The organism is Pseudonocardia bannensis (assembly GCF_012911875.1).
GTDB lineage: Bacteria > Actinomycetota > Actinomycetes > Mycobacteriales > Pseudonocardiaceae > Pseudonocardia > Pseudonocardia bannensis.
Genome location: NZ_JAAXKZ010000030.1, coordinates 1 through 16,358, shown reverse-complemented (window position 1 = coordinate 16,358; position 16,358 = coordinate 1). Strand labels below are relative to the sequence as shown.

Annotated in this window: 19 protein-coding genes and 4 pseudogenes; 13 read left to right on the top strand and 10 right to left on the bottom strand. The window is 70.2% G+C overall.

Translation table 11 applies throughout. From position 1 onward, the window contains the following. Positions 1 to 324: 324 nt before the first annotated feature. Positions 325 to 426 (bottom strand): annotated as a pseudogene (locus HF519_RS10770) (IS5/IS1182 family transposase); the annotation flags it as partial. A gap of 35 nt (positions 427 to 461) precedes the next feature. On the opposite strand from HF519_RS10770, the pseudogene HF519_RS31220 reads away from it, so the two are divergent. Then, positions 462 to 584, top strand: a pseudogene (locus HF519_RS31220) (IS5/IS1182 family transposase); the annotation flags it as partial. 1 nt (position 585) lies between these two features. On the opposite strand, the gene HF519_RS30410 reads toward HF519_RS31220, so the two are convergent. After that, complete coding sequence (locus HF519_RS30410) at positions 586 to 807, bottom strand: alpha/beta fold hydrolase (protein ID WP_211169849.1); 222 nt, start codon at positions 805 to 807, stop codon at positions 586 to 588. 111 nt (positions 808 to 918) lie between these two features. On the opposite strand from HF519_RS30410, the gene HF519_RS10760 reads away from it, so the two are divergent. The 3 genes from HF519_RS10760 (at position 919) to HF519_RS10750 (ending at position 4,120) form a co-directional block, all read left to right on the top strand. Next, complete coding sequence (locus HF519_RS10760) at positions 919 to 1,377, top strand: DUF6325 family protein (RefSeq protein ID WP_246243093.1); 459 nt, start codon at positions 919 to 921, stop codon at positions 1,375 to 1,377. A 40-nt stretch (positions 1,378 to 1,417) separates the two neighbouring features. Then, complete coding sequence (locus HF519_RS10755; RefSeq protein WP_169412709.1) at positions 1,418 to 1,705, top strand: SHOCT domain-containing protein; 288 nt, start codon at positions 1,418 to 1,420, stop codon at positions 1,703 to 1,705. A 1,218-nt stretch (positions 1,706 to 2,923) separates the two neighbouring features. After that, positions 2,924 to 4,120 (top strand): hypothetical protein, encoded by a 1,197-nt coding sequence (locus tag HF519_RS10750; protein WP_169412707.1) that lies wholly within the window; start codon positions 2,924 to 2,926, stop codon positions 4,118 to 4,120. Here the strand turns inward: HF519_RS10750 and HF519_RS10745 are convergent. Both HF519_RS10745 and HF519_RS32295 read right to left on the bottom strand, forming a co-directional pair. Continuing rightward, complete coding sequence (locus tag HF519_RS10745) at positions 4,084 to 4,383, bottom strand: hypothetical protein (protein WP_246243091.1); 300 nt, start codon at positions 4,381 to 4,383, stop codon at positions 4,084 to 4,086. The genes HF519_RS10750 and HF519_RS10745 overlap by 37 nt on opposite strands. A 3-nt stretch (positions 4,384 to 4,386) precedes the next feature. Further along, positions 4,387 to 4,488, bottom strand: a pseudogene (locus tag HF519_RS32295) (hypothetical protein); the annotation flags it as partial. Between the two features lie 132 nt (positions 4,489 to 4,620). Between HF519_RS32295 and HF519_RS10740 the strand changes: the two are divergent. Together HF519_RS10740 and HF519_RS10735 are read left to right on the top strand one after the other, a co-directional pair. Next, complete coding sequence (locus tag HF519_RS10740; protein WP_169412705.1) at positions 4,621 to 5,148, top strand: bifunctional nuclease family protein; 528 nt, start codon at positions 4,621 to 4,623, stop codon at positions 5,146 to 5,148. 804 nt (positions 5,149 to 5,952) lie between these two features. Continuing rightward, positions 5,953 to 6,714, top strand: coding sequence for an alpha/beta fold hydrolase (locus HF519_RS10735; protein WP_211169848.1), 762 nt, complete (start codon positions 5,953 to 5,955; stop codon positions 6,712 to 6,714). 292 nt (positions 6,715 to 7,006) lie between these two features. Here HF519_RS10735 and HF519_RS10730 read toward each other — a convergent pair whose 3' ends face one another. Beyond that, a complete protein-coding gene (locus tag HF519_RS10730; protein WP_211169847.1) occupies positions 7,007 to 7,444 on the bottom strand; it encodes an ATP-binding protein in 438 nt (145 codons plus the stop codon). A gap of 173 nt (positions 7,445 to 7,617) precedes the next feature. On the opposite strand from HF519_RS10730, the gene HF519_RS33265 reads away from it, so the two are divergent. Together HF519_RS33265 and HF519_RS10720 are read left to right on the top strand one after the other, a co-directional pair. Continuing rightward, positions 7,618 to 8,034 carry a class I SAM-dependent methyltransferase gene (locus HF519_RS33265; RefSeq protein WP_169412702.1) on the top strand — a complete coding sequence of 139 codons (417 nt, stop codon included), beginning with the start codon at positions 7,618 to 7,620 and terminating at the stop codon, positions 8,032 to 8,034. 518 nt (positions 8,035 to 8,552) lie between these two features. Continuing rightward, positions 8,553 to 8,834 (top strand): hypothetical protein, encoded by a 282-nt coding sequence (locus tag HF519_RS10720; RefSeq protein ID WP_169412700.1) that lies wholly within the window; start codon positions 8,553 to 8,555, stop codon positions 8,832 to 8,834. A gap of 153 nt (positions 8,835 to 8,987) precedes the next feature. Here HF519_RS10720 and HF519_RS10715 read toward each other — a convergent pair whose 3' ends face one another. Continuing rightward, positions 8,988 to 9,518, bottom strand: coding sequence for a hypothetical protein (locus HF519_RS10715; protein WP_169412698.1), 531 nt, complete (start codon positions 9,516 to 9,518; stop codon positions 8,988 to 8,990). A 469-nt stretch (positions 9,519 to 9,987) separates the two neighbouring features. On the opposite strand from HF519_RS10715, the pseudogene HF519_RS33535 reads away from it, so the two are divergent. The 5 genes and pseudogenes from HF519_RS33535 to HF519_RS10695 all read left to right on the top strand — a co-directional run. Then, positions 9,988 to 10,134, top strand: a pseudogene (locus HF519_RS33535) (DUF7455 domain-containing protein); the annotation flags it as partial. 99 nt (positions 10,135 to 10,233) lie between these two features. Further along, the gene (locus tag HF519_RS10710) at positions 10,234 to 10,710 is read left to right on the top strand and encodes a DoxX family protein (protein ID WP_211169846.1); all 477 of its coding nucleotides are present in this window, start codon (positions 10,234 to 10,236) and stop codon (positions 10,708 to 10,710) included. A gap of 597 nt (positions 10,711 to 11,307) precedes the next feature. Beyond that, positions 11,308 to 12,519: a cytochrome P450 gene (locus HF519_RS10705; RefSeq protein WP_211169845.1), complete on the top strand. Its 1,212-nt coding sequence runs from the start codon at positions 11,308 to 11,310 to the stop codon at positions 12,517 to 12,519. After that, entirely contained in the window at positions 12,516 to 12,737 is a 222-nt protein-coding gene (locus tag HF519_RS10700) for a ferredoxin (RefSeq protein ID WP_169412694.1), read from the top strand. Before HF519_RS10705 ends, HF519_RS10700 begins: the two co-directional genes overlap by 4 nt. 46 nt (positions 12,738 to 12,783) lie before the next feature. Further along, positions 12,784 to 13,050 (top strand): hypothetical protein, encoded by a 267-nt coding sequence (locus tag HF519_RS10695; RefSeq protein WP_169412692.1) that lies wholly within the window; start codon positions 12,784 to 12,786, stop codon positions 13,048 to 13,050. A 259-nt stretch (positions 13,051 to 13,309) separates the two neighbouring features. Here HF519_RS10695 and HF519_RS10690 read toward each other — a convergent pair whose 3' ends face one another. The 4 genes from HF519_RS10690 to msrA all read right to left on the bottom strand — a co-directional run bounded on the left by HF519_RS10690 (position 13,310) and on the right by msrA (position 16,033). Next, the gene (locus HF519_RS10690) at positions 13,310 to 13,825 is read right to left on the bottom strand and encodes a nitroreductase family protein (RefSeq protein WP_169412690.1); all 516 of its coding nucleotides are present in this window, start codon (positions 13,823 to 13,825) and stop codon (positions 13,310 to 13,312) included. A 54-nt stretch (positions 13,826 to 13,879) separates the two neighbouring features. Then, positions 13,880 to 14,359: a VOC family protein gene (locus HF519_RS10685; RefSeq protein ID WP_246243090.1), complete on the bottom strand. Its 480-nt coding sequence runs from the start codon at positions 14,357 to 14,359 to the stop codon at positions 13,880 to 13,882. Positions 14,360 to 14,445: 86 nt separating this feature from the next. Beyond that, a complete protein-coding gene (locus HF519_RS10680; protein WP_312860040.1) occupies positions 14,446 to 15,072 on the bottom strand; it encodes a MarR family winged helix-turn-helix transcriptional regulator in 627 nt (208 codons plus the stop codon). A gap of 445 nt (positions 15,073 to 15,517) precedes the next feature. After that, positions 15,518 to 16,033, bottom strand: a complete 516-nt coding sequence (gene msrA / locus HF519_RS10675; protein ID WP_169412688.1) for a peptide-methionine (S)-S-oxide reductase MsrA — start codon at positions 16,031 to 16,033, stop codon at positions 15,518 to 15,520. Positions 16,034 to 16,358 lie beyond the last annotated feature (325 nt).

Sequence of the window (16,358 nt, the reverse complement as noted above, 5' to 3'; positions counted from 1 at the left end):
CGGGATTGCTTCATGAAACGTCGAACTGGCGTGGTGGGTGCCGTCGACGGAGGATGACGGACTACATATCTCGCCCAGCTCGACGGCCGAGCAGTTCTGACGCACCGCTCGGCGGCAACCGCCGCCCATCAGCAGAGTGCGCGAGAGCGCACATGAACGCCAGCAGCATGTTCACTCCCCCAATAGCTAGCATCCTAGCGTTCCAATGAATCGTAGGGGTGATCCACGCCACTGGCAAGAACTCTCGTCCCAACCGTGCTCGCGTCGGCCCTCCGGACTCCGCCGCGCTTCCTGACGAGGTGTGCGTGATCGACGGTGCAGTGCCAGTTGCCGACGGCGGATCAGGGCGCAGGCGAGTTGAAGCCGGCCCAGGTGGATGTCGGCGGGGCGCTCGTAGCGGGTGCATAACCGCTTGACGGCGTGCAGCTACACCAAGCCGCATTCGAGGACCCTGCCTGTGGGTGATTGCGGAGCTCGTTCCGGACTCACGGTGGCAGCGGGTGGCGCCGCTGCTGCCTGCTCGTCCACCGCGCTGTCGCCGGTTTCCGGGGCGCAAGCCCGTCGACGATCGTGTCGCCCTCTCGTTCAACGTTGCAGGAAGGCCAGAACGGCTGCGGTGAGCTCGGCGGGGTTGTCTTCCTGCACGAGGTGCCCGGCGTCGGGGGTGGGCTGAAAGCTTGCGTTGGGGAATGCGGCCGGCGAGTTCGGCAGGTCGTACGCCGTCGCCTTCGCCACCCGGGGCCTGCCGGCGCTCGCCTCGCCGAGAAGGTCGCCGTCGGGCCTGCAGCGGAGGCGGTCGCGGCTCATCCCGCTCGGGTGACGACGGCGACGGCGCCACGCGCCCAGGATCGGCAGGTGCCGTCGCCACCAGAGATGGCGCGGCCAGAGATGGCGTGAGAGCCGACAGGGGTGGGCCAGATGATTGTTCCCGACGCGCCCGACGTCCTCGACGAGATGGGCCCGATCGACTACCTGGTCGTCGAGTTCCCGGGGGGCCGAATGACCGGCGAGGGGTTGCCACTGCTCGTCGACCTCGTGGAGCGCGACATCATCCGCATCCTGGACCTGGTGTTCCTGGCCAAGGACGCCGACGGCACGGTGGCCGCGCTGGAGATCGACGACGCCGACGCTCTCGCCGATCTGGACCTCTCGATCTTCGAGGGCGCCCGGTCCGGTCTGCTCGACGCCGACGACATCACCGAGGCGGCCGATGTGCTGGAACCGGGCAGCGCGGCGGGGATCATCGTCTACGAGAACCGCTGGGCCGCGCCGCTCGCCCGGGCGCTGCGCCGCACGGGGGCGCAACTGGTCGCCGGCGGCCGGATCCCGGTGCAGGCGCTGCTCGCATCGCTGGACACGGTCGAGGCCCAAGTCTGACCGCCTGTCGGTCGATCACCGATCAGAGGAGGGGAACATCATGCCGGGTCTGCTGCGCGGAATCGCCCGTACCGCCGTCGTCGCCGGGACGGCCACCGCCGTGTCCAACCGGGTGTCCCGCCGACAGGCGGGCCGGTGGGCCCGGCAGGAGCAGGCAGTCGCCGAGTCGCCACCGCCGCAGCAGGTTCCCGATCAGGGAAGTGGCGACGGCGGCGGAGGCATGGCCGACACCCTGGCCCAGCTCAAGCAGCTGGGCGAGCTGAAGCAGCAGGGCATCCTGACCGAGGAAGAGTTCGAAGCCCAGAAGGCCCACATCCTCGGGAGTTGACCTGCTGACCCGGCCTGCCCTCGACCGCCGCTGACATCGAGCCTGAGCCCGTCAGGCCCGGCGCCGTCCGCCGGGCCGGACGCCTGCGCCTTCGCCGTCTTCTGCTCCGCCCGGCCCGGCCGGTCCGGCGACCGGATCAGCGCCGTGACCCGGCCCGGCCGTGGATCGGTGTCGACGAGCAGCACCTTGACGAGCAACGTCATCGGGATGGCGGCCGGCGTCGGTGGCGTCGGTGCTGTCGGCGGACGGCACCGGACGGAGCAGCGGGATGAGCGGGCGGACCGGACCGTTCGGGGACGGCGTCGAGGGCCGGCGCCGATGCCACGGGCCGCGCAGACGCTCGGGCTGCGGCTTCTCGCGATCGATCCTGACGCCGGCACGATCGAGCTGTCGTTCGAGGCGGTCGAGGACTGGACGAACCCGGCCGGCAACGTGCTCGGCGCGTTCGTCGCTGCGGGCATGACTCAACGCGACTGTCGGAGGCCGAACCACCGGTGCTTTGCTGTCGCTGCCCCGGTGGTTGCCCTCCGAGGAGGCAACACCGGACCGGCACGGAGGGGCGGAGGTCAGCGGTGGCCTCGAAGTACCTGTCCACCGTACGGCGGCGGACGAGGCCGTGTCGCTGTAGCCCGAGGGGCGCACGCGGGCCAAGGGCGATCCTGGCCTCTCGGTAGTCCGGCGCAGGATCGCGGTCGCGCGCAGGCACGCGGTGGCCGGCCTCTATTCGGTCGCCGCTCGCCTGGTCGGGTTGGGTGTGACCGGCAGCCGGTACGCAATTGCCCTGCTCGGGTGGCAGGTCCCCGCCTCGGTCGCTACGCGGGCGTCGCGGGAAGCACCGGTGCCGATCACTGTGACCAAACGGGGCGCGCTCATGGTCGCCCGACAACAGCGATAATCGCCGAGTCACTCATCGCCAGCCGGCTGGCCTGAGCTGGGATGGGGCGTTCGCACAGGAACGCGATGGCCAGCGCGACCGGGATCGCTGGGGTACAGGACAGTCACGGCACCCCCGGGATCAGGCTCGACGCCGGACGAGCGGCCCACCGGGTGTGGGGATGAACCGCGGCATCCAGCTTGAGGGCGCCCCCAAGGCACAGCACACCGTGCGCCACTACCCAGCCGCACAGCAGCGCGAACCGGGAGCCGAACCGGTGAGTGACTCGCCCGAGGGCGGGTACCGGGTGAACGCCACACGTGCCACCTGTGAAGGACTCGCGGGTGCAGCGCGCTTTCCGGTCCGGACGTGGCTCGTCGGAAGAGGTGGGTGATGCAATGCCATCGTCGAATCATCGTTCCGGCAGCGGCGCGGACGACGAGAACCGGGAGTTGGTGCTCGGCCTGATCGCGGCTCCCGGCCCAGCGACCGAACTCGCGAGCAGTCTGTTGCCCGACCTTCCCGATCAGCTGGCCCTCCGCGTGCCGAACGTGCGCTGGGTCGTCCAGCTCGTCTCGGACCGGCTCGTCCAACCGCCGGTCGACCCCGATGGTGTCATCCAGGCCGCACGCGAGAAGCTGCTCAACGAGGGTTGGCACCTCGCGGTGTACATCACCGACCTGCCACTGGAGACGGACCGACGGCCGGTCATCGCCTACACCAGTCCGACACACGGTGTGGCAGTGCTGTCCCTCCCCGCGTTGGGCCCGGCTGACGTGCGCCGACGCGCTCTGCGGGCCATCGTCCGCCTGGTGTCGGCCCTGCTCACCCAATACGGCGATACCGGCTGGGGCACAGGCGCCGGGCATGAGCGGAGGCCCGTCTCAGCCCAGGAGCTGGCAGAACTCGGCCGCCACGTCGAGGAAGACCAACACGGGATCCGGCTACTCGCCAACGTGATCAGCGGCAACTTCCGACTGCTGCTGGGCATGCTGCGTGCCAACCGTCCTTGGCGAGCCGTCATCCGGCTGTCGTCCGTCGCGGTCGCCGCGCTCGGCATTGCGGTGCTGTCGTTGGTCAACGGCTTCATCTGGATGATCGCCGACAGTGGGGGTGTGCTGCGCCTGACCGCGCTCACCATCGCGTCCGTTCTCGCGCTGGTGCTGACCCTCGTCATCGGCGGCAAGCTACCGGAGGAGATCCCTCGATCCGAGGATCGAAAAGAGCTCCCCGGGGCCAAGGAGCAGGTCATCCTGTTCAACGCCGTCACCGTCATCACCGTCGTCATCGGCGTGGTCGCGCTCTACCTCATCCTGTTCGCGCTGACAGTCATCGTCAGCCTTCTCCTCCTGCCTCCCGACCAAATCGCCAGACAACTCGGCCACCCCATAGACGCGGCAAACCTGCTGGCGATCGCCTGGCTGACCGCCTCACTTGCCACCGTCGGCGGTGCGCTCGGTGCGGGGCTGGAGAAGAGCAGCCGGATTCGGGAGGTGGCCTACACCTACCGCCCGGACAGGGAGCTCTCCCGGCACGGCTGACCGCTGCTGCTGCCCCCCTGCATCGGTTCGCCCGGCTGCGAAATTCTCACGCGACCATCGACCCGGATGGCGCCGGGGAGCAGCTCGTCGCGCAGGCGACGCGCCCGCACCACCGCGGACAGTTCAGCCGGGACGGTTCGTGCCGCGGGCTGCGGTGTCAGGCGTGCGTCGCCGCTCGCGTAGATGTCGGGGACGGCGTCGGCATCGCGTGCCTCCTCGGCGCACAGCCGCCGGTCGTGACGATTGCGGATGCGCAGCAGCACAATCGCGAACAGGGCGGTGAGCAGCGAGCCGACCAGGACACCGGCCTTGACCTGGCCGTCGCGCCCGGTGCCGGCACCGAAGGCCAGCTCACCGATGAGCAGGGAGACGGGGAACCCCGATCAGGCTCAACGTGATTGAGAACCGACAGTCGGCACTCGCTCACGCGGGGAAGGGAGGCGTTGGGTGAGGCGGTGTACGGGTGGGCAACCGGGCGGGATGTGGGCAGCATGGTCGGCATGCCCGAGGTGCGTGTGGTGGGGATCGGGGTGAGCCCGTCCGAGACCGGGGCGGTGCTGGTGTTGCAGGAGATCGCGGGGCTGGGCCGCTACGTGCCGGTGTCGATCGGCCGGCCGGAGGCCGAGGCCATCGTGCTGGGCTATGAGCGTGTCGTGACGCTGCGGCCGTTGACCCACCAGCTGATCCTCGCGGTGCTGAGAGCGCTGGGCCACCAGGTGGAGCGGGCGCGGATCACCGAACTGCGCGGCGGGGTGTTCCGTGCCGAGCTGGGCGTGACCGGCGGGACGGTGGTGTCGGCCCGGACCAGTGATGCGGTGGCCCTGGCGCTGCACGCCGGGGTCGGAATCTGGGCCGAGGACACAGTGCTCGACGCGGCGGGGGTGGCCGGCGTCGAGTGGGTCCTGGACGAGGATGTCGCCGGCAGTGGCCCGGATGCCGGTGGGGGCATGCGGCCCGATGAGGAGGAGGTGTCCAAGTTCCGCCGGTTCCTGAACTCGATCTTCCCCGAGGACTTCGACCCGAGCTGAACCGCCCTCCCCATCAGAGCCCGCACGGGCGCCCCGGCGGGGCGGGCCGGCTCTCCGGAACAGTCACGAGAACGCCTCCGTGCCTGGCGGGCCTCGACGACAACCGCCAACCCAGGTGGCTGTGCTATCCGGCCGTTCGTCGGTCTGCTCGGGGCAGCGCCGCCGTGGCCATCGAACCGTCAACAGTCCCGCCCTGGCTCAGGGCGCGGGGACTGCCGGGAGCCGGATGAGGGGGTAGCCCGATCTCCCAGCGACCGCTTCAGCGCGGCGCTCGCCGGACACCGGAGCAAGGACCTCCCACCCCGCCCGGTGGTGGACGGCACCGAGCACTGGGCGACTGAAGAGCGCACTGGCCACCACGGGCCGACCGGGGCGATCGTCATCGAACCGGACGGCTACGACCCGGACCGCTGGATCGGGCCGGAGGCCGTGCTCACCGGCCCCGGCGGTCCGGGGCACGAATGCGTGCTGTTCTGGCAGGGACGGACTGCGGCTCTTCCTGGCCGGGAACCCCGGCGCGCCGGTGCCCGACGTCGAGGAGCACGTCGACGCCGAGGACAGCGGGCAGCGGGGGTCAACTACCGCTCCGCCCTGCTGGGCCGCCGTACCGCGCTCCGGGATCTCGCGCCGCCCACGCCGGTGTGGAGCTCGCCGGCCGGTGGCCGCATGAGCACTGCACGAGGGTAGGAGCTCAGGAAGATGGCGACGAAGCACGATCCCATTGTCGGTCGTTACGTTTACGTTCCTCACGATGGCACAGAATACCGGGTCTTCTACGAGGAGGCTGGCGAAGGAATTCCTCTGGTGTGCCTGCACACGGCCGGAACCGATTCTCGTGAGTACCGCCACCAGCTCGCCGATCCCGACATCACGGGCCAGTTCCGAGTGATCGCACTGGATCTTCCCCGGCACGGCAAGTCAATTCCCCCGCCGGGCTTCCAGAATGATGAGTATCGGCTGACCGCGAAGTTCTACTACGAGTTCGTCATGGCTTTCTGTGACGCCCTCGGATTGGAGCGACCGGTCATCATGGGCAGCTCGATGGGCGGCAACATCTGTTTGCACCTGGCACTCAACTTCGAGGAGAAGGTGCGCGCCCTGATCGCGATCGAGGCGTGCGACTACTCGCCCGGCTGGTTCATCGACTGGCTCTACCACCCCGAGGTACATGGCGGGGAGGCGTGCGCTACATCGGTGTTCGGGCTGATGGCGCCGCAGAGCCCGGAGGACTACCGCTGGGAGACCTGGTGGTACTACGCCCAGGGTGGCCCCGGCATCTTCCGCGGCGACCTGTACTTCTACAGCGTTGACCACGACTTTCGGCAGTTCGCCGAGAAGATCAGCGGCAACGTGCCGGTGTACCTCATGACCGGCGTCTACGACTTCGCCTGCACGCCCGAGATGACCGCCCAGACAGGGAAGAAGATCAAGGGGAGCGAGACCATCATCATGGAGGAGATCGGGCACTTCCCGATGTGCGAGAACCCGGTGACCTTCAAGAAGTACCTCATGCCCGTTCTCGAGCAGATCACCAAGCGGGAACTCGAGGCGCAGCCGAGCGTCTGAGTGACGGCACCCTCTCCCAGTTCACCCTGTAGCAGCACGGCAGCCGCCCCGTTGAGCTCGCGGCCCGGTCTCGGCTCATGCCCGGCCGGGCAGTGAGTGGGCTCGCCGGCGCGGTTCCACGCCCCCGGCGGGACCGTCTGATCGGACACCGGATCAGCGGCCGCGCACTGCTGGCCGATGGGGGGCGCGGAAAGGCGACATTGCGCCGCTCGCCTCCCGAGCTCCCACCCGGTGGGCCGCGCCGGCCCGACCTGACCGCGGACACGGTGGCACCGGGGAACCGGTCGTCGCGTCACGCAGGCCGTACCTGCTCGGGCGGACGGACGACGTCGACGCGATCGAAGCCCTCCTCCGTCGACGGCGCGACGAGGCGGTTCCGGGTGGCGAGCACGCCGACGACCGGCACTCGGGCCCGACCCTTCCGACCGGCGTTGCGCTGGAGGCAGAGTTCGAGCGGGACATCGAGGTGCACGGCGCGAACCGCGGCGCCGTGTCGGCGCGCGAGGGCGATCAGCGGCGCCCGGTCCTCGAGCGCAGGGTTCGTGTTGTCGACCACGACGTCGCGTCCAGCGGCGAGCAACTCGTCGACGACCCGTTGCTGCCGAGCCTCACGGCGCCGCGCGTTCGGCCAGTGGTCCTTGCTCACCACCGCGTGCGTCGGAGCGAGGTGCTCCCGGACCCACCTCGACTTCCCGCACCCCTGCAGGCCGACCATGACGACGAGCTCCATCGGCCCGTGCTTCCCACCGGCGCCCAGGAGAAACGTGTCCAGCTCGCCGAGCTCCGGCCGTGCGGTTCTGCGCTGCTCGCGCCACGGCCACGATCACCCGCCCCCGTTTACTCGTGGGTCATTCGTCCCGGTCGGCGGGGCGCTGATGGCGCGGGCAACGCCGAGCAGGAGCAGTGGGTGATCGGGCAGGCCGGCCTGCGGCGGGGCAACGGGTTCCGGTCCTCGGCCCGGGCCCCGGGGTGGTGCTGGCGCCGGCCGCGGCCGGTCCCACCAGCCAGGTGATCGGCGTGGACCCTTCGGCCACCCTGCGGCGGATGGCTGCGGCCCGCTGCGCCCCCTTCGTCGCCGACGGCGTGGTGGAGGTCCGCGAGAGCGGTGCGGAGGCCGCCGGCGGCCCGGTGGCCTCGGTAGAGGCGGTGATCTCGGTCAACAACGTCATGCTGTGGGACCAGCCCGTCGCCCTACGGAGCTGCATCGGGTGTTGCGTCCGGGCGGCCGGCTGGTGCTCAGCGTGCACCGGCATGTGCTGGGCGTTCCACCCGAGCAGCTGCAGGCCGACGTGGAGGCCAGCGGGTTCGCCGAGCCGCTGACAGCCCGGCAAGCCGTTCGGGTCACCGGGACCTCAATCGATCCCCATTGACCGGCATGTCTTGAGTAGCGGCGGCCGGTACCAGGTCGCCCGGCACTCCCCCGCCCAGAACGTCGTGGTGCGGTGGCCGCGGCAGCGACAGGGCCGCCACCCGTTGAGCTCCCGATTCGGCCCCAGCTCATGGCCTGCCGGGCAGTGGGTGGGCCAGCCCGTTCGGTTCCATGCCCGCGACTATCAACCGGCCGGACGCCGGCTCGGTGGCCGTCCACTGCCGTCCGGGCGGCCTACGGGACGGCACTGCGCAGCTCGCCTCCCGGACGATTCCGTACACGGCCGTGCCCGCGGCAACATCCGGGCGTCTTGACCGAGGATCGCGGTGGCAGGGTTGCTTCCCCCAACCCTGCCACCGCGACGCCGCCGACCGTAGCCGGTCGAACATACGTTCGCAATTCCTGCGTTCCAGTGAGTCAGACCTTCTGGCAGGTCCCGAGGTTGGGGCCGTCGGGAAGGATGGCGTTGATGAGCCGGTTCAAGGGCCGGCCGCAGCTGCCGATCGAGGACAAGGTCCGGGTCGTGCTGGCGGCGCCGGTCGGGGAGCTGTCGCTGGCCGAGGCGGCGAGGCGGCGAGGCGGCGAGGCGGCGAGGCACCTCACCGCAGGCGGTGGCCAAGTGGCGGGATCGGTTCGTCGAGGCAGGCAAGGCCGGGTTGGAGAGCGGGCTGCCGGGTGCGGCTGGGCGGGCGGCAAGCCGGTGATCGACCGCATCATCCGGCTCCGTGGCGGCGTCGGCCCCAGCCGATGAGCTGCTCACCGAGCACGAACGCCCCCTGGCCCCGAGACGGGCTGGGTTCTGGCCGCCACTAGCGCTCGCCGCGGGCTGGTTGCTCGACTGGCCCAGCTGGGTCGCGGCCCTACTGCTGGTCTTCGAATTGCCGTGCGCGGGCGCATCGGGAAGCTACAGCACGGTCATGTCGAAGGCGACCCGGTCGGCGAGGCCGCCCGAGCCGTACCAGGCGAACATCACCAAATAGCAGTTGGCGACGTAGACACCCGGGGCGAGGCCCGCGGGCACCACGATCGTGAATGTTGTGTCCGCGCTGCCACCGGCGGGGACCCCCAACCGGTGCAAGTAGCGCGGGAACCGCGTGTCCACAGCCGTGAGTGACAGGTCGGTGGACTGGACCAAGTTGGCCGGCCCGAAGAACAGGTAGCCGTAGAGGAAGTTCCCGGAGTAGCTCCACGCATCGGGGTTCTGGATGAAGACCCTGAAGTTGGCCGTGCCTCCCGGCGGAACGCTGCTGCTCCAGGCCGCCCCGCTGATGAACGGAGTGTTGGCCTCGTCTCCGGCGAGCTTCCTCAGCAGGGTCTCCTCGTCGAGGCGCTCGAACCGCTCACCTCGCGCCTTGGCCTCCGCTTCGTAGAAGTCCAGCTGCTGCTTCACCCGCTCCGCGGCGGCGCGGATCTCCTCCTCCGACTTCCCGGCCATCCCGACCCTCCTCCGGGCGAGCCTCCACGGTGGCGGCCCGGGCGGCCAGCGCGGAAGAGCCATCCGGACTACCGCGTTGAGGCGGTTCCAGACATTGCGGGCAGCGATGCCGAGGATCAGTCCGGCGAGTTCCTTCTCGTCGTAGTGGTCCGTTCCGGGGTCCCAGAAAAGGTCGGGGGCCGTGTCGGGCCGGGTCGGCAAGGCGGCGCCGCCTCGGCGAGCGCGGCGCCCACCAGCAGTCACCCCGGGACGTCCGCGTCGCCATCCCGGTCTGAACACGACAGCCGCAGCAGGGTCGCTACGGATGGCGCTGCGCGGCATTGACCTCGAGCCCACTTCAGGTTTTAGCGTGTCGAACCGGGAACCCCGGCTTCGTCGACCTGGTGAGGGCTTCGGGCGACCGGCCCGGAGATCCGACATCCGGAAGGGAGCACCATGCCCACCGGGGCTCAGTCACCGCGACCGCGCCGTGCTCCACGCCGTGGCCGCCGTCCCTGGCTGCGACCGCTGTCCCGCGATCGCCCGGTACAGGGCGGTGCTGCCCGCCGGCGAGCTGCTGTTCTGCGGCCACCATACCCGCGAGCACCTGGCCCGCCTGCTCGAGATCGGGCCCGGCTGGGCCCGGTTCCCGACGCACCACCCCGTCGGCCGATGCAGTCGGTACGGACCCGCCCGATGCACGCGACCGGCTCCACCAGGAGAAAGGACTATGAACATGACCACCACGGACATCACCGGCGTCCGGAACACAGCCCTCGTTCAGATGGCTCGTGATCTCGTCCTCCTGGTTGCCCGGGTCGGCCTCGGGGTGATGATGGTGGTGCACGCCAAGCTCGAGTACGACTTCGGCGGCGGCAGCCTCGCGGGAGTGGGCAAGCTCTTCGAGCAGGCCGGTGTCCCGCTGCCCGCGATCACCGGGCCGGCCAACATGCTCGGGGAACTCATCGGCGGCATCGCCATGATCCTCGGCCTCGCGGTGCCGGTGGTCGGCGTCCTGATGGCGCTGAACATGGCAGGGGCCTGGATCTTCGTGCACACCAGTGGCCTGTTCTCGATGGACCACAACGGCCCCGAGCTGGTCATCGCGCTCGGCCTGCTCAGCCTCGTGCTCGCCGTGACCGGTTCGGGCCGGTTCGGGCTCGACCACCTGATCGTCCGGCGCCTGCGCCGGAGGTCGCGGACGACGGCCTGACAGCGGCCGGCCCCGACCGGTGGATGCGCGGCTCGAAAACCACCAACGGCTCTGAGGTGGTGTCACGAGTGCGGGGTAGGTCCGCGAAACCGGGCTGTTCCCGACGATGGTCCAGGTGGCGTCATCGGCGAGCAGGGCGAACGGCCCACCGGCGCCGGCCGCCCGATCGTCGAAGGCGGCCCGCACCCGGTCCTGGTTCGCCTGCTTCACTGCGAGATCACGGGTTCTCATGGCTCTCCTGCACGGGAGGCTCCACGGATGTCGATGGCCTCCAGGAGTCGTGGCCCTTCGCTCCGACACGGTCCACTCGTCAGCGACCGGCTTCCGTGGAAGCCGACCGGAACCCAGGGCGGCAGGTGTCGCGGCGACCGGCTCACCGGTGAGGTCCTGGGCCAGGACGTAGCCGCCGTGCTCGGCGGCGGCTCCGCACCTTCGAACGGCCCATGCGGATCGTGTTCGGCAAGCCGGTAGTCATCTCCGTCGGCTCGTCCCCCTGACGGACCGTTGAGGCAGTCTCGCCCCCGCGGAACCATTCGATAGATCACTGTCGTTTCTCCGTCGAAGCGCGCCGATGAGGTACGCATCGAGGAGGGTTGCATGACCGACACAGTCATGACGGAGAAGTCGGAACTGCCCGTCCACATGCGCCGCGCCGAGTTCGACCCGGTGCCGGAGCTGGCTGAGCTGCGTGACGGGCCGGCGATCGCCCGCATCCACACGGTGGTCGGCTCGCAGGCCTGGCTCGTGACGCGCTACGCCGACGTCCGCGAGGTGCTCGGCGATCAGCAGCGATTCAGCCATGCCCGCTTCTTGGAGCGCCGGCCGCCGGGGATGGCGGATCTGAGCGATGAGGAGATCGCCCAGGCCCGCGCGGGGAACCTGCTCGCGCAGGATCCGCCGGACCACACCCGGCTGCGCAGGTTCCTCATTCCGGAGTTCACCGTTCGTCGCATGAAGCGACTGGAACCGCGCATCCGCGAGGTCGTCGACGAGAATCTCGACGCGATGGAGAAGGAGGGGCCGCCGGCCGATCTTGTCGCGAACTTTGCGCTTCCGGTGCCGTCGCTGGTGATCTGTGAGCTGCTCGGCGTGCCGTACGTCGACCGGGCCGAGTTCCAGGCGCGCAGCAACCGCATGCTCGACCTGTCCGTGCCGCCGAAGGAACGGACGCGAATCGCCCGGGAGTCACGGGCGTACATGGCGAAGCTGGTGGCGAAGGCCCAGGCCGAGCCGGGTGAGGACATTCTCGGGATGCTGGTGCGCGAGCACGGTGACGATCTCACCACCGACGAGCTGATCGGCATCGCCTCGCTGCTCCTGATCGCGGGCCACGAGACCACAGCCAACATGCTCGGCCTCGGCACGCTCGCGTTGCTGAAGCACCCGGACCAGCTCGCGCTTGTCCGCGACCACCCCGAGGCCGTGGAGCCGGCCGTCGAGGAGTTGCTGCGCTGGCTCAGCATCGTCCACTCGGGCATCCCCAGGGTGACCACCACAGAGGTGGAGATCGCCGGGCAGAAGATCGGCCCGGGTGAGCTGGTCGTGCTCGCGCTGCCCGCGGCGAACCGGGATCCGGCGCTGCTTCCCGACCCGGAGCGGCTCGACGTCACCCGCGGCGAGATGGGGCACATGGCGTTCGGCCACGGTATTCACCATTGTCTCGGGGCGCCGCTGGCGAGGATGGAGATGCGGATCGCGTTCCCTGCGCTGCTGCAGCGGTTCCCGACCCTGCGCGCCGCCGGCACCGAGCCGGGTTTCCGCTCGTTCAACGTGATCTACGGTCTGACGTCGCTGGAGGTGGCGTGGTGAGCGACGAGCAGCTCCTCCGCGTGCGGGCGGATCGTGATGTCTGCATCGGGGCCGGAATGTGCGTGCTGACGGCGGGCGCGGTGTTCGACCAGGACGACGACGGCGTCGTCGCGGTGCTCGACGAGACGCCCGAGGACATCGACGCCGTCCGCCGGGCGGTGGCCAACTGCCCGTCCGGCGCGCTCTCGATCAGCACCGGCACCCCTGCTGGGGCGTAGCCGCCGGATGACCAGCATGTCCGGCTCGCGCTGTCAGTGTGCTCCGGTGCAGGTGACCCCGCCCCGGATCGACGCGCAGCGCAACTCCGTCCGCCTTGCGACCGAGGTCGGCCATTGCCGACGCTCACCGCTGGCGCGGCGTGGACGAGCTGCCGCGTTCCTCGACGCCAGGTCGGTGTTCTTCGACGAATCACACGAGCTGCTCCAACTCATCGACACCACTTGCCCGGGCACGGGCATCATCACGGTACGAACCCGGCTTCGGTTCTTCCTGCGGCGCCACGAACCACCCGCGGCAAAGAGCGAGGAGTAGGCGGTTGTCCGACACCCCGATCGCCGGCCGGGAGGTGCTGGTTCGGCTGCGGGTCCGCCGGCTGTTCTCCACCCGTCGTGGACGACCCAGCAGCTGGCGAACGCGATCCTCGAATGGATCAAGACCCGGTACGCCCGGGCCCGGCGGCACCCCGCCCTGGACTACCGCTCGCCGGTCGGCTACGAACGACACCGGACCTCGGCCGCTCCCGCGGCCTTGTTGGCATCTGGATCGCCGCTCACGATGACTCGCGCTCCGGTTACCACCGCTCGCGGTGGACGACCTCGTCGAACGGGCGCCGGTTCGGTCGCTCGATGGGTGTGAGTGGCCGGTCGGCGGGGTAGCCGAGCGCGACGAGGTAGGCACAGAACCTGCCTTCGGGGAACCGAAGGAGAGTGCGGGCGAGATCCTGGTCGGCCACCGACGCGTGCCCGGTCCCGATTCCCAGGTCGGTCGCCTCGAGCATGAGGCTCATGGTGGCCTGGCCCAGGTCGTACTGGATCAGCTCCCGCTGCCGGTCATCCTGGGGGACGGGAGCGACGATCGCCACGGTCGCGGCCGATCGCGCGACGTGCGCCGCGCCCTGCCAGACCCGGGCCAGTTCCGTCAGGCGGGCCCGGTCGGTGACCAGGACGAAGTCCCAGGGCTGCCAGTTGTTCGCCGACGGCGACCGGCGCGCCGCCTCGAGCACTCGATCCAGGTGTTCTGTGGGTATGGGCCGGTCCGCGTAGTTGCGCACATTGCGCCGGGACCTGATCGCATCCCATGTCTCCATGTGTCCGATCCTCCTTCCATGGCGGTCGCTGGTCGAGGGGCGAGGACAACCCCTTCAGCCAGAGCTCGAAACGAACGTGTCACGATCTGAAGATCCGCGTTCAAACCTTCGTGGTTGGCAGTTGCCGCCGCTGGACCCCCGATCCGGCCGCGTCGTCGGCGACCGTAGTTCAGTCGAACAGCTCGCAACGCCGGTGGCGGCGGGGCGCGCCGCCCGCTCGCCGGTGCCCTTGCTCGGGTAGGTGCCCGACACCGTGGTGATCCCGCCGGCGGTGCGGCCGGGCAGATCCACCTCCGCGAACACCACGCCGCGCGACCGCAGCTCCGCGACCATCGCCTCGATGTCGTCGACGCCCCACGCCATCTGGGTGTGCGAGCCGGAGGGAGCTCCGGTGGATTCGAACAGTGCGAATGTGCCGTTCGCGCAGTGGTAGAGCAGGCCGCCCGGGCGCTCCTCCGCGAGTTCAAGGCCCAGCTTCTCCGCAGAGAACGCCCGCGCCCGGTCGAGGTCCTGCGCCGGCAGCCTGGTGGCCACGCGACCGTTCGCCAGCGCTCCCGCACCCGCCTCACGTCGTCCCGTTCTCGACTCCATGCCAGGTAGACCCCGCGGAAGGCCCGGACTCATCGACGCCGGCGCCGGTCCCTGCTCCTGCATGACACCCGCCGCGGTGGTGATGCGCTGGTCGACCTGGCGCCGCCGACGGCACAGGACTGCACATCAACTACCAGCGGCGAGGCGGGCGGGGTCGGAGCCGGCGGTAGCCCGGGTGCACTCGGGGGCGAGGCCGTGGTGGGCAGCGAGCCGATCGAGTCGCGCGCGCAGGGGCGTCCCGCTCGTTCTCGTCGAGGGCGGCGCAGACCGTGTCGTCGTTGGCGCCGGCGACATCGGCGATGCGGCGCAGCAACTTCTCCCCGGCTTCGGTCAGGTGCAGCGCGTGCAGCCCGCCGGTCGTCGGGGTTGCGGCGGCGTTCGAGGACACCCCGCTCGTCCAGTCCGTCGACGAGGGTGACGAGCCTGTTCGGCGGCGTGCCCAGCAGCTTCGCGAGTGCCTGCTGGGACTGCCCGGGCTGCGCCGCGACCGCGCGGCGCAAGCCGGTCTGCGGCGGGGTCAGGCCGAGCTCTGCGATCCGCTCGCCGAACCCCTCCGCGGCATAGGAGCCCAGCTGGGCCAGCAGGAACGCGGATCCGGGGCCCGGCCCGGGAGCTCCGGGGGTGGGCTCGGGAGTGCTGTCGTCCGTCGTGACCACGGCGCCCCCGGCCACCGCCGGTCCGCCGCACCCCCGCCCTGCGGAGGCCGACGCATGCACCCCTTCCGCTTCGGCGCCATCGCCGCGCCACACGGATCCGGCGAGCTGTGGCTCGCCACCGCACGCCGGACCGTCGAGCACGGGTTCTCCACGCTGTTGGCACCCGGGGCACCCCACAGCACGCCCCGTTCCCGGCGCTCGCCCTGGCGGCGCCGGTATTCGCAGTTTCGCCGGTAGGCCGTGACGGCAAGCCGGCCCACCCGAAGCGAACGCCGGGTCCAGGGCAGAGCCTCGCCGATGGCACCCAGCCAGAGGTTGTTGAGGTGTCGGCGCATCCGAGCGAGCTCGCGCGGGAGATCCGCGCAGAGCGCGGCACCTGGCGCCTCGCCGACGCGCTATCCGGCGGCCAAAACCAGTTCGCCCCGAGGCCGCGGGCCCCCCTCGACTATCGAGCGGACTGCGCCTGGCGGCGTGGGAGCACCCAGTCGGGCCGCACGAAGTGACAGGTGTAGCCGGCGGGATACTTCTGCAGGTAGTCCTGGTGCTCCTCCTCGGCCTCCCAGAACGGGCCGGCCGCGGTCACCTCGGTGACGACTTTGCCCGGCCACAGACCCGAGGCGTCGACATCCGCGATCGTGTCGAGAGCAACCCGCCGCTGCTCCTGGCTCGTGTAGAAGATCGCCGAGCGGTAACTCCGGCCCACGTCGTTGCCCTGACGGTCCTTCGTCGACGGATCATGGATCTGGAAGAAGAACTCCAGCAACTCCCGGAACGAGATCACCTCGGGGTCGAAGACGATCTCGACCGCCTCCGCGTGATCACCGTGATTGCGGTACGTGGCGTTCGGGGTGTCGCCTCCGGAGTATCCGACGCGGGTTGAGATCACCCCAGGACGCCTCCGCAGCAGCTCCTGTGCGCCCCAGAAGCAACCGCCGGCGAGGATCGCTGTCTCAGTACTCATCCTGTGCCTCCCTCGGTCTCGCGCGCTGTCGGAAGAACACCCTGATCCGGGCCGGTGTTCCGACCTGGCCACCACACGACAGTACCGTGGCCCGCTGCGCGGTCCGGCAGACAACGGCCCGCGGCGCCGTCAGGGAGCCCAGGACCATTTGCCGGAGCCGACGCCTCGTGGTGAGCTTGGCCCCTGACGCCGGACACCTTGATGTTGACCCCGCTCAGCGGACACAGACGTGAGGAGACATAGGGTCCGACGATCTTGTGAAGGAGATCGTCCGTCGTGCCGAAGCCCTACCCGCCGGAGTTCCGGCGCCGCGCCCTTGATCTGC